This is a genomic window from Flagellimonas rhodophyticola (genome assembly GCF_049332665.1).
In the GTDB taxonomy this organism is placed as follows: Bacteria; Bacteroidota; Bacteroidia; order Flavobacteriales; family Flavobacteriaceae; genus Flagellimonas.
Genome location: NZ_CP186326.1, coordinates 1,916,282 through 1,932,500, shown reverse-complemented (window position 1 = coordinate 1,932,500; position 16,219 = coordinate 1,916,282). Strand labels below are relative to the sequence as shown.

The 16,219-nt window shown below is 40.5% G+C and carries 15 protein-coding genes, 2 tRNA genes and 1 rRNA gene; 9 read left to right on the top strand and 9 right to left on the bottom strand.

The features are described 5' to 3' along the window. Window positions 1–89: 89 nt before the first annotated feature. From ACOKFG_RS08735 to ACOKFG_RS08725, 3 genes are all read right to left on the bottom strand, one after another. Window positions 90–163, bottom strand: a tRNA-Ala gene (locus ACOKFG_RS08735). 123 nt (window positions 164–286) lie between these two features. Further along, window positions 287–360 (bottom strand) — tRNA-Ile (locus ACOKFG_RS08730). 104 nt (window positions 361–464) lie between these two features. Beyond that, window positions 465–1,988, bottom strand: a 16S ribosomal RNA gene (locus ACOKFG_RS08725). 606 nt (window positions 1,989–2,594) lie between these two features. Here ACOKFG_RS08725 and thrS point away from each other — a divergent pair. The 5 genes from thrS to ACOKFG_RS08700 all read left to right on the top strand — a co-directional run bounded on the left by thrS (window position 2,595) and on the right by ACOKFG_RS08700 (window position 6,544). Beyond that, window positions 2,595–4,535 (top strand): threonine--tRNA ligase, encoded by a 1,941-nt coding sequence (thrS, locus tag ACOKFG_RS08720; RefSeq protein ID WP_422862185.1) that lies wholly within the window; start codon window positions 2,595–2,597, stop codon window positions 4,533–4,535. Window positions 4,536–4,571: 36 nt separating this feature from the next. Then, a complete protein-coding gene (gene infC, locus ACOKFG_RS08715; RefSeq protein ID WP_298794878.1) occupies window positions 4,572–5,120 on the top strand; it encodes a translation initiation factor IF-3 in 549 nt (182 codons plus the stop codon). Between the two features lie 50 nt (window positions 5,121–5,170). Next, entirely contained in the window at window positions 5,171–5,368 is a 198-nt protein-coding gene (gene rpmI / locus ACOKFG_RS08710) for a 50S ribosomal protein L35 (RefSeq protein WP_083467556.1), read from the top strand. Between the two features lie 91 nt (window positions 5,369–5,459). Next, entirely contained in the window at window positions 5,460–5,804 is a 345-nt protein-coding gene (gene rplT / locus ACOKFG_RS08705) for a 50S ribosomal protein L20 (RefSeq protein WP_073181708.1), read from the top strand. Between the two features lie 80 nt (window positions 5,805–5,884). Continuing rightward, window positions 5,885–6,544, top strand: coding sequence for an SGNH/GDSL hydrolase family protein (locus ACOKFG_RS08700; protein WP_422861085.1), 660 nt, complete (start codon window positions 5,885–5,887; stop codon window positions 6,542–6,544). Window position 6,545: 1 nt separating this feature from the next. Here the strand turns inward: ACOKFG_RS08700 and ACOKFG_RS08695 are convergent, their stop codons facing one another. Further along, a complete protein-coding gene (locus tag ACOKFG_RS08695; RefSeq protein WP_299488521.1) occupies window positions 6,546–6,968 on the bottom strand; it encodes a secondary thiamine-phosphate synthase enzyme YjbQ in 423 nt (140 codons plus the stop codon). Between the two features lie 72 nt (window positions 6,969–7,040). Here ACOKFG_RS08695 and ACOKFG_RS08690 point away from each other — a divergent pair, with 72 nt between their 5' ends. The 4 genes from ACOKFG_RS08690 (at window position 7,041) to ACOKFG_RS08675 (ending at window position 9,805) form a co-directional block, all read left to right on the top strand. Further along, window positions 7,041–7,832 carry an HAD family hydrolase gene (locus ACOKFG_RS08690; protein ID WP_299488524.1) on the top strand — a complete coding sequence of 264 codons (792 nt, stop codon included), beginning with the start codon at window positions 7,041–7,043 and terminating at the stop codon, window positions 7,830–7,832. After that, complete coding sequence (locus ACOKFG_RS08685; protein ID WP_422861084.1) at window positions 7,829–8,332, top strand: cupin domain-containing protein; 504 nt, start codon at window positions 7,829–7,831, stop codon at window positions 8,330–8,332. Before ACOKFG_RS08690 ends, ACOKFG_RS08685 begins: the two co-directional genes overlap by 4 nt. A 6-nt stretch (window positions 8,333–8,338) precedes the next feature. Continuing rightward, a complete protein-coding gene (locus tag ACOKFG_RS08680; RefSeq protein WP_422861083.1) occupies window positions 8,339–8,899 on the top strand; it encodes a Crp/Fnr family transcriptional regulator in 561 nt (186 codons plus the stop codon). Between the two features lie 72 nt (window positions 8,900–8,971). Continuing rightward, window positions 8,972–9,805 carry a type II toxin-antitoxin system RatA family toxin gene (locus ACOKFG_RS08675; protein WP_422861082.1) on the top strand — a complete coding sequence of 278 codons (834 nt, stop codon included), beginning with the start codon at window positions 8,972–8,974 and terminating at the stop codon, window positions 9,803–9,805. 34 nt (window positions 9,806–9,839) lie between these two features. Here the strand turns inward: ACOKFG_RS08675 and ACOKFG_RS08670 are convergent, their stop codons facing one another. The 5 genes from ACOKFG_RS08670 to tgt all read right to left on the bottom strand — a co-directional run bounded on the left by ACOKFG_RS08670 (window position 9,840) and on the right by tgt (window position 16,099). Then, a complete protein-coding gene (locus ACOKFG_RS08670; RefSeq protein WP_422861081.1) occupies window positions 9,840–11,150 on the bottom strand; it encodes an asparagine synthetase B in 1,311 nt (436 codons plus the stop codon). Then, the gene (gene dnaB, locus ACOKFG_RS08665; RefSeq protein WP_298794867.1) at window positions 11,134–12,678 is read right to left on the bottom strand and encodes a replicative DNA helicase; all 1,545 of its coding nucleotides are present in this window, start codon (window positions 12,676–12,678) and stop codon (window positions 11,134–11,136) included. Before dnaB ends, ACOKFG_RS08670 begins: the two co-directional genes overlap by 17 nt. Before the next feature lie 167 nt (window positions 12,679–12,845). Further along, window positions 12,846–13,799: an acetyl-CoA carboxylase carboxyltransferase subunit alpha gene (locus tag ACOKFG_RS08660; protein ID WP_298794866.1), complete on the bottom strand. Its 954-nt coding sequence runs from the start codon at window positions 13,797–13,799 to the stop codon at window positions 12,846–12,848. 87 nt (window positions 13,800–13,886) lie between these two features. Then, window positions 13,887–14,969 (bottom strand): LptF/LptG family permease, encoded by a 1,083-nt coding sequence (locus ACOKFG_RS08655; protein WP_422861080.1) that lies wholly within the window; start codon window positions 14,967–14,969, stop codon window positions 13,887–13,889. Continuing rightward, entirely contained in the window at window positions 14,969–16,099 is a 1,131-nt protein-coding gene (gene tgt / locus ACOKFG_RS08650) for a tRNA guanosine(34) transglycosylase Tgt (RefSeq protein WP_299488536.1), read from the bottom strand. Before tgt ends, ACOKFG_RS08655 begins: the two co-directional genes overlap by 1 nt. Window positions 16,100–16,219 lie beyond the last annotated feature (120 nt).

Here is a 16,219-nt window from a genome sequence, read left to right as displayed (position 1 = left end):
CGTGCTCCGTCCCAATATGTCAATGAACTTATGCCGAGCCGGCACCGACAAAAACAAAATGTCATGTCGGGCCAACTTTATTGGCCTAGTGGAGAATACCGGAGTCGAACCGGTGACCTCCTGCGTGCAAGGCAGGCGCTCTAGCCAGCTGAGCTAATTCCCCATTCACGGTAGCCAGCTCACAGTTAACAGTTTGCAGTTAATCGTAACCTGTCAACCAATGGTTGCCCAACTTCCAGAATTTCCTATTTTAATGAACGTAACAGCCTTCATGACCGTTTCTGCGTAGTCTCAGGCAGACTCGAACTGCCGACCTCTACATTATCAGTGTAGCGCTCTAACCAGCTGAGCTATGAGACTGTTTGGCCTAAATTGCCAGTATGTTTACATATTATAAGACAGCATAAAAGAAAAGGACCACCTCGATGCCGGACAGGACATTGTCCAGGACATCTCTTCTCTAGAAAGGAGGTGTTCCAGCCGCACCTTCCGGTACGGCTACCTTGTTACGACTTAGCCCTAGTTACCGATTTTGCCCTAGGCCGCTCCTTACGGTGACGGACTTCAGGCACTCCCGGCTTCCATGGCTTGACGGGCGGTGTGTACAAGGCCCGGGAACGTATTCACCGGATCATGGCTGATATCCGATTACTAGCGATTCCAGCTTCACGGGGTCGAGTTGCAGACCCCGATCCGAACTGTGACCGGTTTTATAGATCCGCGCCCACTTGCGTGGTGGCTTCCCTCTGTACCGGCCATTGTAGCACGTGTGTGGCCCAGGACGTAAGGGCCGTGATGATTTGACGTCGTCCCCACCTTCCTCACGGTTTGCACCGGCAGTCCCGTTAGAGTCCCCGACTTGACTCGCTGGCAACTAACGGTAGGGGTTGCGCTCGTTATAGGACTTAACCTGACACCTCACGGCACGAGCTGACGACAACCATGCAGCACCTTGCAATCCGTCCGAAGAAAACTCTATCTCTAAAGCTGTCGGACTGCATTTAAGCCCTGGTAAGGTTCCTCGCGTATCATCGAATTAAACCACATGCTCCACCGCTTGTGCGGGCCCCCGTCAATTCCTTTGAGTTTCATTCTTGCGAACGTACTCCCCAGGTGGGATACTTATCACTTTCGCTTGGCCGCCGAGACCGAAGTCCCGACAGCTAGTATCCATCGTTTACGGCGTGGACTACCGGGGTATCTAATCCCGTTCGCTACCCACGCTTTCGTCCATCAGTGTCAGTACGTTGTTGGTCACCTGCCTTCGCGATCGGTGTTCTATGTGATATCTATGCATTTCACCGCTACACCACATGTTCCGGCAACCCCACAACGACTCAAGACCACCAGTATCAAAGGCAATTCTACAGTTGAGCTGCAGACTTTCACCCCTGACTTAATGGCCCACCTACGGACCCTTTAAACCCAATGATTCCGGATAACGCTCGGACCCTCCGTATTACCGCGGCTGCTGGCACGGAGTTAGCCGGTCCTTATTCTTACGGTACCGTCAGCCATCTACACGTAGATGGGTTTCTTCCCGTATAAAAGCAGTTTACAACCCATAGGGCAGTCATCCTGCACGCGGCATGGCTGGATCAGGCTCCCGCCCATTGTCCAATATTCCTCACTGCTGCCTCCCGTAGGAGTCTGGTCCGTGTCTCAGTACCAGTGTGGGGGATCCCCCTCTCAGGGCCCCTAACCATCGTAGTTATGGTGAGCCGTTACCTCACCATCTGACTAATGGTACGCATGGCCATCCCTGTCCGATAAATCTTTAAACAAAATATCATGCGATATCGTGTTACCATGGGGCATTAATCCAAATTTCTCTGGGCTATTCCCCTGACAGGGGCAGGTTCCATACGCGTTCCGCACCCGTGCGCCGGTCGTCAGCGGATTGCAAGCAATCCCTGTTACCCCTCGACTTGCATGTGTTAGGCCTGCCGCTAGCGTTCATCCTGAGCCAGGATCAAACTCTTCATTGTCTATCGTTAAATATCTATCGATATCCCACTATACGACAAATCCAGTCCTTGACATCAAAATGGTTCTTTGTTCTCTTTTACGCTGTCTATACAATATGTCAAATGAACTTCTTCAATAACCCCGAGAGAAAAAAAATGGCCCCTATCCCATGACCCAAACCCTCTCGGAAAATACCCAGCCTTATCAGCTAAGCGGGTGCAAATATAGAACCCTTTTTTTCTTCTGACCAAACTATTGACATTTTTTTTTGAAAGATTTTTAGCCATGCGTACCTAGTACTCTGAAAAGGCCTTGTTTTATAGGCATTTACGGCGCTAAAAAAATATTCAAAAAGGGACAAAAAATCACTTCATCACTAAAAATTGATCCTTCTATATAGCCAACTAATGTATTATTTTGAATACAACTTATGACGCAATAAATACCATACCAGCTTCTTATCATATTACAACCATAAAATGTCACCTCATTATTCCTTTAACAAGTTTAGAATCAGCCTATCAATCTATAGTACCACTTTTTGTTAAAATAAATCAATGTATACTATATTGTGTGCCTTACCACAAGGTGTTATCTTTGTGCCCTTATTATCATATATAAAGGGAATGATCAAGATTACATTACCAGACGGAAGCATCAAAGAACATGAAAATGGTGTAACTCCGATGGAAGTTGCAAAAGGAATTAGCGAAGGATTGGCTCGGAATGTTATTTCCGCATCATTTAACAATGTAACTATTGAAAGCACCACCCCTTTATCTGAAGATGGCAGTTTAATTCTATATACATGGAAAGACAGCGAGGGTAAGAAGGCCTTTTGGCATTCTACCTCTCATGTTGTTGCTCAGGCTCTGGAAGAATTGTATCCTGGAATAAAATTAACGATTGGTCCTGCCATTGAAAATGGTTTCTATTATGATGTAGATTTTGGAGAGCAGTCCATATCTGAAAAAGACTTTCCTGCAATAGAAAAGAAGGCATTGGAAATAGCCAGGGAAAAACATGATTATAAAATGCGAAGTGTAACAAAAGCTGAAGCACTTTCCTATTATAAAGCCCAGGATAATCAGTACAAGGTAGAACTCATTGAAAATCTTGAAGATGGTACAATCACATTTTGCGACCATAGTACTTTTACCGATTTATGTCGTGGTGGGCACATTCCAAATACAGGAATCATAAAAGCCATTAAAGTTTTAAGTGTTGCAGGTGCTTATTGGAGGGGAGATGAAAACAACAAACAACTAACCCGTGTTTATGGTACTTCGTTCCCAAAACAAAAAGAACTTACCGAATATCTGGAATTGTTGGAAGAGGCCAAGAAACGGGATCACAGAAAATTGGGTAAAGAACTGGAACTGTTCACTTTTTCTAAAAAAGTAGGCCAAGGACTTCCACTCTGGCTCCCAAAAGGTGCAGCACTTAGAGAGCGCTTAGAGCAATTTCTGAAAAAAGCGCAGAAAAAAGCAGGATATGAAATGGTGGTCACACCACATATTGGCCAAAAAGAACTCTATGTGACCTCTGGCCATTATGCAAAATATGGAGAAGATAGTTTTCAACCCATACATACACCTAAAGACGAAGAGGAGTTTTTATTGAAGCCAATGAACTGTCCTCATCACTGCGAAATATATAATAGTAGTCCATTTAGCTATAAGGACTTACCTATAAGATACGCTGAATTTGGTACCGTATATAGATATGAACAGAGTGGTGAATTACACGGATTAACTCGAGTAAGAGGTTTTACGCAGGATGATGCCCATATTTTTTGTACTCCAGATCAGTTGAATGATGAGTTTAAAAAAGTGATTGACTTATCATTATATGTCTTGGGCTCCTTGGGGTTTGAAAATTTTACTGCGCAGGTTTCTGTTCGTGATTTGGAAAAACCTGAAAAATATATTGGTGATACTGATAATTGGGAAAAAGCTGAGCAAGCCATTATCAATGCTGCTGAAGAAAAAGGTCTCAATTTTGTAGTTGAAACTGGAGAAGCTGCGTTTTACGGACCAAAATTGGATTTTATGGTCAAAGATGCACTCGGAAGACAATGGCAATTGGGCACCATCCAGGTTGACTATAATCTACCAGAACGTTTTGATCTTACGTATAAAGGCAGTGATAATGAGTTGCACAGACCCGTAATGATTCACCGTGCACCTTTTGGAAGCATGGAGCGCTTTGTGGCATTGCTACTGGAACATACCGGAGGGAATTTCCCATTATGGTTGATTCCGACTCAGGCTATCGTATTGCCTGTCAGCGAGAAACATGAAAAATATGCGGAAAAAGTTTTGAATTCTTTAGAAAATCACGAAATTCGCGCGCTCATTGATAATAGGAATGAGACGGTAGGGAAGAAAATTCGTGAGGCTGAGCTCAAAAAAATTCCGTTTATGCTCATTGTTGGTGAGCAGGAGGAAGCAGCAGAAACTATAGCTGTAAGAAGGCATGGAGGCGAAGATTTTGGAAGTATTAGTCTAAGTAAGTTTTCCGACTTGGTATCTACTGAAATAAATAGTACCTTAAAGTCGTTCTAAAAAATTGAGTTTAATTAAAAAGTATAAGTCATAGCAATACGAAGAAGATTTAGACCCCAACCAAGGAGGGAAAACAAAAACCCTCATAATATCAATGAAAAGATTACAGCCCCTGAGGTTAGGCTTGTTGGGGATAATGTAGAAATAGGAGTGTATCCTATTGCAAAAGCACTGGCAAAGTCCAACGAACTGGAACTTGATTTGGTGGAAATTTCGCCAAAAGCAAATCCACCAGTTTGTAAAATTATTGATTACAAAAAGTTTCTTTACGAGCAAAAGAAACGAGATAAGGCCATGAAGGCCAAAGCCACCAAGGTGGTTGTTAAAGAAATACGTTTTGGTCCACAAACGGATGACCATGATTACGAATTTAAAAAGCGACATGCTGAAAAATTCTTAAAAGATGGTGCCAAACTAAAAGCTTATGTCTTCTTTAAAGGAAGATCGATAGTTTATAAGGACCAAGGTGAAATATTGTTGCTACGTTTGGCCCAAGAGCTTGAAGAGCTTGGTAAAGTTGAACAAATGCCAAAGTTGGAAGGAAAGCGAATGACTATGTTCATCGCCCCCAAGACCAAAAAATAAGTAGAGCGGGATGCTGAACTTTGTTCAGCGTAATATATAAATAGGAGAAAATGCCTAAAATGAAAACAAAATCCAGTGCCAAAAAGCGTTTTAAGCTTACCGGTTCTGGTAAAATCAAAAGAAAGCACGCTTTTAAGAGTCATATATTGACGAAAAAATCGAAAAAGCGTAAGCTTAAGTTGACACACTCCACATTAGTACATGAGGCTGATGTCAACAGTATTAAAGAACAATTACGTTTAAAATAATTGTTCAATCAGGTACATTAATTATTAACCATGGAGTTGGGCCCATACAAGTGTCAAAAATTGACCGCCCACTACAAAAAAATGTAACATTATGCCAAGATCAGTAAATTCAGTTGCTTCCAGAGCCAGAAGAAAAAAGGTGATGAAGCAAGCCAAAGGTTACTTTGGAAGACGTAAAAACGTTTGGACAGTAGCCAAAAATGCGGTAGAAAAAGCAATGCTTTACGCTTACCGTGATAGAAGAAACAAAAAACGAAACTTCCGTGCACTTTGGATTACCCGTATCAATGCAGGTGCAAGAATGCATGGAATGTCCTACTCTCAATTCATGGGCAAGGTAAAATCTAACGGTATTGAACTTAACAGAAAAGTTTTGGCCGATTTAGCAATGAACCACCCAGATGCTTTTAAAGCTATCGTTGAAAGAGTAAAATAAGAGTTAATATAAACTTACCCCGCTTATTAAATCCCGCTCAGCTGAGCGGGATTTTTGTATTTTAAAGCTTTATTTAAAGCATGTTAAAATATCCTGTTACCTTTTTCATTGTCATTTTTACAATGGCAATTTCATTTAGTCAGAACAATAGTATTTCTTTTCTGGCCTTAGGCGATAGTTACACTGCAGGCACAGGTGAGTCAAAGGTGAATAGCTGGCCTTTGCAATTTGTGCATCAATCCCAAAAAAAGAAAATTGACGTAAAGCCTTTCAAAGTTTTAGCCAAAGCTGGTTGGACCACCACAGATTTATTATCTGCTATTCAAGCCGAACAGCTAGAACCAAACTATGACCGGGTAGGTCTCTTGATTGGTGTTAATAATCAGTACAAAGGAATTGATTTTGAAGTATTCGAAAAAGAGTTTCCGTTGCTTTTAAATAAGAGTATCCAAATGGCCAACGGTAATCCGAAGAACGTTTTTGTACTTTCTATTCCAGACTGGAGTGTTACACCCTTTGCGCGATTTAAGGATAAAGCAAAAATTGTTCAGGAACTTAAAGCTTACAATACATTGATTGAAAAAGAAGCTAAAAAACAGGGTGCTACCTTCATTGAGATTACAAAAATGTCAAGAAACGCGTTGGTAAATCCTTCCTTAATTGCATCTGACAGTTTACATCCATCAAAAAAAATGTACCGCATGTGGGTAAAGAAAATCAATAAAAAACTCTTCAAATAATTCAGCTTCCAAAAGCAGTTAGTACCAAGGTTCTGCCTGAGGCATGATCTCGATGTTCACAAAGATAAATACCCTGCCAAATACCCAAATTCAATCTCCCATCGGTAATCGGAATTTGAACAGAACTTCCCAGTAAAGATGCTTTTATATGTGCAGGCATATCATCAGGGCCTTCATAGGTATGTATATAATATGGAGCATTTTCAGGCACCATTTCATTAAAATGACTTTCAAAATCCATGCGGACCGTTGGGTCAGCATTTTCATTGATGGTCAGCCCCGCTGAAGTGTGTTTAATAAAAACTTGTAAACTTCCAATCTTCATGTTTGTCAATTCAGGAAGCGCTTCAACCACAGTGTCTGTAATCAAATGAAAACCTCTTGCATATGGTTTAAGACGTAGTTCTTTTTGGTAAAATTTCATAAGTTGTGAAATTAATACAAAGTTTACAGCATTCCCCAATCATCCCATACCTTTGCAACTTTAAAATACACTATGGACCTTTCAAAAATAAAAATAGTCGTCTCCGACATGGATGGAACGCTGTTAAATTCCAACCATCGGGTAAGCGATAGATTCTTTGAAATTTTTGCAGCACTCCAAGCCAAAAACATCCGATTTGTGGCTGCCAGCGGTAGGCAGTATCATAGTATGGCCGACAAACTACATAAAATCAAAAATGATATCATTTTTATCTCAGAGAACGGTGCCTTGGTAAAGGAAGGTGATGAAGAGCTATCCGTTACTCCCATAAATCAGAGCCTGACTAACGAGCTCCTGAAAATTGTCGATTCAATAGATGGTGCTTATGCAATGCTATGTGGAAAATACAAGTCGTATTTTGACGGTAACTCTATGTCTTTTCTAGAACAACTCAAAGAATATTATTCCCAATATGAGGTTGTTGAGGATTACTTGTCGGTGACTGATGAAATTGTAAAAATTGCGGTTTACCATGGAGTCAGTGCTGAAGAATATATATATCCAAAAACAAAACATCTAAACGATCAGGTTAAGGTCAAGGTATCTGGTCAAAATTGGGTTGACTTGAACCATATTGAAGCTCATAAGGGAAACGCATTACAAAAAGTCATGGACATCTATAATATTAAGTCCGATGAAGTTTTGGTCTTTGGAGATTACAATAACGATTTGGAAATGCTATCGCTGGCAGACAATAGTTTTGCAATGGCCAACGCTCATCCCAACGTAAAAAAAATAGCGAAGTTTGAAACCGCTAGTAACGATGATTTTGGGGTGGAACGAATTTTGGAGAAACTGATATGAGCGACATCAAACTTCTTATTTCTAAATTCAACCTTAAACCACATCCCGAGGGTGGTTATTTTTCCGAAACTTACCGAAGTGAAGGACAAATTCCGGCTTCTACTCTACCCTCAGCATATTCCGGAAACCGAAACTTTTCCACCGCCATTTATTTTTTGCTTACCTCGGATACATTTTCGGCCTTCCACAGAATAAATCAAGATGAAATTTGGCATTTTTATTCAGGCTCGCCTTTGAAGCTGTACCTAATTTCTGATAAAGGCGAGTATTCAGAACAGAACATCGGAAGTGATTTTTCAGATGGACAAATTCCTCAATTTGCGGTGCCAGGAGGGTATTGGTTTGCAGCTAAAACCATCAATCCCGATAGCTTCTCTTTCGTGGGTTGCACGGTAGCCCCAGGTTTTGATTTTGACGATTTCGTTTTACCAAAAAGAGATGAACTCCTTACGAAATTCCCAAAACACCAAGAAATTATAAAAAGATTAACCCATTCTTAGGCCGAAATGGAACAACTTGAACAATGTATAGCTAATCAAATTCGCATACACAAAGAGGACCTTCACAAAATATCTTCCAATTTCCAGAAGGTTGAGCTAAAAAAAGGAGATTTCTTTTTGGAGCCCGATAAGGTTTGTAGAAAAATGGCCTTTATAAATTCTGGGTACTTGCGGATGTATGACATTGCAGATGGTAAGGAAATCACATTTTGGATTGGAAGCACAGGTAAGTTCATTACCTCACTTTCCAGTTTTGTATTTGAAACACCAAATCACTGGTATATTCAAGCACTTTCTGATTGTACACTGAGTATAATTAAAAGAAAGGATCATTTTGAATTATGTGAAACTACTCCAAAGTGGCTTGAATTCGATAATCACCTGTTGGCTCATTCCTTTGCACTTCTTGAAAAGAGCATGTTTTCGCAACTACACACTACGGCTCAGCAACGTTTGGACAATCTACTAGCTGAAGAACCGGCTCTTTTTAATCATGTACCGCTTAAGTATATCGCTTCCATGTTGGGTATTACAGCTGAATCATTAAGTAGGTTAAGAAAGGGGTAGGTTCTTTATTTCTTACCAAATGTCAAGAGAAATTAAAACTTGAGGTAGGACTTTTGTAATAAAATCTACACAATGAGTTCACTTCAATTTTTCTTGCTGGCCAATGCCATTTTCTCCATGCTTTGCGGAATTTCTCTAATAGGTTTTCATAAAACCATAGCCAAATGGTTCGGAAGGTCCAAAGCCACTCCTTTTTGGGTTTTGGGAATAGGTTTGGTGATTTTTTCAATATCTGTTTTTGTCCAGGTGTCAAGACCAGATGACGTCGGAGTCTTTTACATTATTGTCCAAGATTTCATTTGGGTTTTGGCCAGTGCTGGAATACTCATATTCAAACCTTTCAACATTACTGGAAAAGGCTATAAATGCATTGCCCTTGTCGCCCTGATTGTACTTTTCTTTGGATTAGGTCAGTTATGGGGATTGGCCAAAATTGATGAAGGGCATACAAAAGGTTCAAAGCAGTTGGTTTATGAACGGGTTGTATCGGCTTCCAAACAAGAGACTTGGACGGTTGTTTCCAATGTGGCCAACTATCATCAGGTAGCACCTAATATTGATCGAGTTGAAATCCTATCAGGTTACGGGGAAGGAATGGTGCGCAAGTGTTCGCATTCTGCTCAAAGTTGGACCGAGACCGCTACTCTTTGGAAAGAAGGCGAGGCATATGCATTCACTGTAGATACATCAGCCAAGGATTATCCATTTCCATTTAAGTCGCTCAAAGGCACTTGGAAGGTGCAGGCTGTAGCCGAAAATCAGACCAAAATCATTATGATTTTTGATTTTACCTATTCGAAATGGATACACAATCTTATGATTCATCCTTTTTTGAAAAAGCAATTTTCGGAAGTGTGCGAAGAACTACTGAACAATTGGGAAAATGAACTAATAGACCGGTCATAAAGGTTGAACATTCATCAACCTCTATCAAAGAAATTTATGTTTTCTGCTTCTTTTTTCTGGCTGCCGGAAACAATACGTTGTTTAGAATCAACCGGTAACCGGGTGAAGTTGGGTGCAGTTCTAGCTCTGTTTTTGGGTCTCCTACCCTGTGTTGGTAATCTTCAGGGTCGTGGCCACCATAAAATGTAAAGAACCCCTTCCCCTTAATACCATGAATGTATCGCGCTTCACTATTTAGCTTGTTTTCTCCGAGAACCATTACGGTAGGTTTAACCTCATCACGAGTGAATGCAGTTGTTTGCCCCATAAACCCTTTGACCAAACTGGTGTGGTTCTGGGTGAGCATCGTAGGAACGGGATCCCATTTGGCTGAGAATTCCATCAATGAAAAATAATCCGATTCTCTGGGAACATTTCGGCGTTTATTGGTCATGTCAATGGATGAAAACTCATAGCGCAGAGGATTACGTTCAAGTATAAAATTGGAAAACGCAAATGTTCTACTAAAGTCTAATTTACCCTGATAGTTCGCGTCCGACGGATCTCCATCAAACATAGGTTCGCAAATGTCAACACCTTCTGCGGCCAATGCTATGTCAAAACTATCAGTGGCCGAACACATGGCAAACATAAATCCTCCACCGATAACATAATTTCTAATTTTTAATGCTACCGCTCTCTTTTCTTCAGAAACCTTGCTAAATCCCAACTTTTGAGCTAGTGCTTCGGCTTCAGCTTTTTGTTCAATATACCATGGTGCCGCGCGATATGCGCCATAAAATTTTCCATATTGACCCGTAAAATCCTCGTGATGTAAGTGTAACCAATCGTAAAGGGCCAATTTATCGTCCAACACTTCTTCATCATAAACAGTGCTATAAGGAATTTCCGCATAGGTCAGTACCATAGTCACCGCATCATCCCAAGGTTGGTTTCCCTTGGGTGAATAGACCGCTATTTTCGGAGCTTTTTCCAATATAACAGCATCTTGGTTTTGTGAAGGGCTACTGATTTCATCCAAGATAGATTCTGCTTTTGCATCAGTCAACACTTCAAAAGACACTCCGCGGATTTGGCATTCCTTGCGTATGGCCTCTCCATCAGGCAATAAAAACGAACCTCCTCTATAGTTTAACAGCCATTGTACCTTTTGCTGTTTGTTCAACACCCAATAAGTAATCCCATATGCTTTTAAGTGGTTTTCCTGACCTTCTGCGTCCATAGGGATAAGAATTACGGAGGCCTTTATGGAAATTGAAAAGAGAAAAAATAAGAATATTGAAAGTACACCACTGGATTGCCCTCGAAGGGATACAAATGAAATTCTATTAGAAGGGTACGTCATTATCTGGATCATCGTCGCTGTTCATTGCGCTGCCAAATGCCTCATCCGTACTGGGAAGATTTGGGGTTGCAAAAGGATTTTCCTCATTCGCATTCATCTTCGATTGGAATTCGAATGGGGAGTCAAAGTCATCCAAGTTATCAAATTTACCTAGAGCACCCACAAACTTTAACCTAATATTCTCTAAACCACCGTTACGATGCTTTGCTACAATAAACTCGGCCTGACCTTGTGTCGGAGTCCGTTCCTCATCATCCCACTCGTCAATTTTGTAGTATTCAGGTCTATAAATAAAAGAAACAATATCTGCATCTTGCTCAATAGCACCAGACTCTCTCAAATCCGACAGAATAGGTCTTTTACTACCTCCTCTGGTCTCCACTGCCCTAGACAGCTGTGATAATGCAATAACAGGAACATTCAATTCTTTTGCAAGAGCTTTTAAGTTCCTTGATATGGTGGAAATTTCTTGTTCACGATTCCCCCCTTTTTGACTTCCACCAGCTGTCATTAACTGTAAGTAGTCAATAATGATAAGTTTTATACCGTGCTGAGAAGCCAATCTTCGTGCCTTGGCACGTAAATCGAAAATAGAAAGAGATGGGGTATCATCAATGAACAAAGGTGCTTTTTCCAATGTCTTTACTTTAACATTGAGTTGTTCCCATTCGTGCTTTTCCAAGCGACCTGTCCTCAATTTTTCAGATGAAAGCCCTGTTTCCGAAGAAATCAATCGTGTAATCAATTGCACCGATGACATTTCCAATGAAAAGAATGCAACCGGAATCTCAGAATTAACGGCAATATTCCGGGCCATGGAAAGTGTCAAAGCAGTTTTACCCATACCAGGACGGGCGGCAACAATCACCAAATCACTAGGTTGCCATCCCGATGTCAGTTTGTCCAATTTGTCAAATCCGGAAGGTATGCCACTCATCCCCTCTTTGTTCGAGATTTCCTCAATCTTCTTTTTGGCTTGAATTACCAAATCTTGTGCAGTCTCAGCGGACCGTTTCAAATTGCCTTGGGTAACTTCATATAATTTTGCTTCCGCATTGTCCAATAAATCAAATACATCTGTTGATTCACTGTATGCATCTTCAATAATCTCACTTGAAATTTTTATTAGACTCCGTTGTATATATTTCTGAAGGATTATCCGGGCATGAAATTCAATATGTGCCGAAGAAGCTACTTTTTGTGTCAATTTTATAAGGTAGAAGTCCCCTCCTACAGCTTCTAACCGAGACTCTTTCTTTAACTGGGACGAAACGGTTAATAAATCGACAGGCTCGGAAGATTCGAACAATTTGAAGATGGCCTCATAAATAAATCTATGCGCATCCTTATAAAAAACATCTGGATGTAAGATATCTATTACTTCGTCTACGCCTTTTTTGTCAATCATCATAGCGCCAAGCACAACTTCCTCTAAATCAACTGCTTGCGGAGGAATTTTACCTCGCTCCAGGTTTATGATAGTGGATTTGTCAACTTTATGACCGATAATTGGGCTAGGCTTATCCATAACTGCGAATGTAGGTAATTAACCTTTAGTTAACTTTAAACTTTCATGCTCGGATGTTCACAGGTCTTCAACAAAGTTACTGTTGAAAACTCAGAAATATTGTTAATAACGTGAGAATGTTTGAAGAAAAAATCTAATAAAAAGGTACTACCTCCGAAAAACCCTGATTACCCGTTGAACACGCCCATTGAGGCATATTTTTCCATCCTTGCTTTCACCAATTCTTTTGGTGATAACTTTTTTAGCTCCTCGTAATGGGTGGAAATTTTATTCTTAACGGTATCAAAAGTTTTTTCTCTATTGGTATGTGCCCCACCTAAAGGTTCACGGACAATTTCATCTACCAACTTTTGTTTTTTCATATCTGAAGCGGTAAGCTTAAGGGCATCAGCTGCCTGTTCCTTATACTCCCAACTTCTCCACAAAATTGACGAACAAGACTCGGGTGAAATAACAGAGTACCACGTGTTCTCCAACATAAGAACAGTGTCTCCAACTCCAATACCCAATGCTCCTCCTGAAGCTCCTTCTCCAATAATGACAACAATGATTGGAACTTTAAGACGGGTCATTTCCAATATATTTCGGGCGATAGCTTCTCCTTGACCACGTTCTTCGGCTTCAATTCCAGGATACGCACCCGGAGTATCTATAAAACACACCACTGGAATCCCAAATTTTTCCGCAGATTTCATCAAACGAAGGGCTTTGCGGTATCCTTCCGGATTGGCCATACCAAAGTTCCGATATTGCCTGGTCTTTGTATTATATCCCTTTTGTTGTCCCACGAACATATAGCTCTGATCGCCAATCTTCCCTAGGCCTCCGATCATTGCCTTGTCATCCTTAACGTTTCTATCGCCATGGAGTTCCAAAAAACTATCTCCACATATGGCGTTGATATAGTCCATGGTATATGGCCTATTTGGATGTCTGGATAATTGTACCTTTTGCCAGGCGGTAAGATTCTTGTAGATATCCTTGCGGGTCTCTTCAAGTTTCTTTTCTATTTGTTGGCAGGTCTCACTGACGTCAACGTCACTTTCCTCGCCTATGACCATACATTTTTGTAATTGGTCCTCTAATTCTTGTATTGGAAGTTCAAAATCGAGATACTCCATGTAAAGTTGATTTCAGAATATGGTGGGCACAAATATAAAACTTTACGGCACACTCCTAAAAAATGATGAATTAAAAATAATAAGGTATCAACGTTTGGCTTTCATAAGCATATAAACTGCAAATACACCAAATATAAGGTTGGGCATGACTACCGCCAGTAATGGTGAAAATCCAGATTGTTCTGCCAAAGTACCGAACACTTTATCAAAAAAGATATAGATAAAAGCTACCCCTATACCAAACGCAAGGTTAAGACCCATACCTCCCCTACGCTTAACGGAAGATACAGCCACCGCAATAATGGTGAGGATAAAAGCTGCAATCGGTAGCGCCCATCGTTTATATTTTACAAGAACGTAGGCGTTGATGTTTGATGCGCCTTTGCGTTGTTGGTCATCAATAAATTCATTGAGCTCAAACAGGTTTTTCGTTTCAGCTACATAGGAAACTGGAGTAAGGTCTTCAATTTTGAATGAAAAAACCGTATCCAATCTTCTTTTCGTTTGCATTACCTCAACATCATTTTTCAACTTACGCTTCACATAATTGGTTAAACGATATGAGCTGTCCTTTTCTATCCATCGAATACTGCTTGCAGAAATTTTCCATTCCAATTTTTTCTCCTCATTGAAACGCTCGTAGGTAAAATCCCTTCCGTTTTTCCTTTCCGGGTCGAAGCTGCTCACGTACAAATAATCGTTCTCGTTTAGCTGATTGAAGATGTTGGAAGTTTCCTGAACTTTCCTTCCTTTTTTAAAGTATTTGTATTCGAATTCGTTGTATCCTATGCTGGCATGTGGCACAATGAACATTCCCATCAAAAAAATAAGAATAGCTACCAAGGTAGCTCCAATCAAATATGGTCTTAAAAATCGCCAATAGGAAACCCCAGAACTCAGAATAGCAACAATTTCCGTATTACTGGCCAGTTTAGAAGTAAAGAATATAATCGACAGAAATAAGAATATAGGAAGTAACAGATTCCCTATTACTAAAGTAAAATTGCCATAAAACACAATCACCTCGGCCAAGGGAGCCTCATTATCAATGATTTTACCCACTTTTTCAGCCAAATTGGCCATAATGCCAATGGGAACAAAAAGAAGGAGCATCCCCAAAAAGGTGACCAAATACCGTTTTAAGATATATCTGTCGAGTATGGTAAGCATTACAATCTTTTATCCATTTGTTGAACCATTTTGGTCTTCCATTCTCTAAAATCCCCTGCTAAAATACGTTCTCTTGCAGTACGTACCAACCAAAGATAAAATCCAAGGTTATGAATAGTAGCTATTTGCTTCCCTAAATATTCGTTGGCCGCAAAGAGGTGCCGGAGATATGCTTTGGAGTACTCTGTATCCACAAAAGTGATTCCCATCTCATCAATGGGTGAAAAATCGGATTCCCATTTTTTGTTCTTTATGTTGATGGTTCCATGAGCCGTAAACAACATACCATTTCGTGCATTTCTCGTTGGCATAACACAATCAAACATATCCACACCCAAAGCAATATTTTCCAATATATTAATAGGAGTGCCAACCCCCATCAAATATCTCGGTTTATCCTCTGGCAGGATATCACAAACGATTTCCGTCATTGCGTACATTTCCTCTGCGGGCTCCCCAACAGAAAGTCCACCAATAGCGTTTCCTTCTGCTTCTACTGAAGCAATATATTCCGCAGATTGTTTTCTCAAATCTTTATAGGTGGATCCCTGAACTATTGGGAAAAAACTCTGGGAATACCCATATTTAAAAGGCAATTTTTCCAAATGAGAAATACACCTATCCAACCATCTATGGGTCATGTGCATAGATCTCTTGGCATAATTGTAATCGCAGGGATATGGTGTACATTCGTCAAAAGCCATGATAATGTCAGCGCCAATGGTCCGTTGAATCTCCATTACATTTTCAGGAGTAAAAAAGTGTCTTGAGCCATCGATATGGGATTTGAAATTTACCCCTTCTTCTTTTATCTTACGATTGTCAGAAAGTGAATACACCTGATATCCTCCGCTATCGGTCAAAATATTCCTATCCCAACCCATAAACTTGTGCAACCCGCCGGCTTTTTCCAAAATGTCAACTCCCGGCCTTAGGAACAAGTGATATGTATTACCTAAAATAACATCTGGATTTATCTCATCCTTCAGCTCACGTTGGTGTACCCCTTTTACAGAGGCAACCGTACCCACAGGCATAAAAATAGGTGTTTGTATTGTACCATGGTCGGTGGTCAGTTCTCCTGCCCGTGCCTTGCTCTCCTTATCTTTTTGAAGTAAAGTAAATTTCAACACTCGTGTTTAAGACCGCAAATATAGCTATCTCATTTTCCACAAAGCCTTAACAAAAAAATAAAGTTTAACTGTTAAAAAGCAGTTCGTAAAATAATGTGTTAGCGCTTGTGTAGCAGA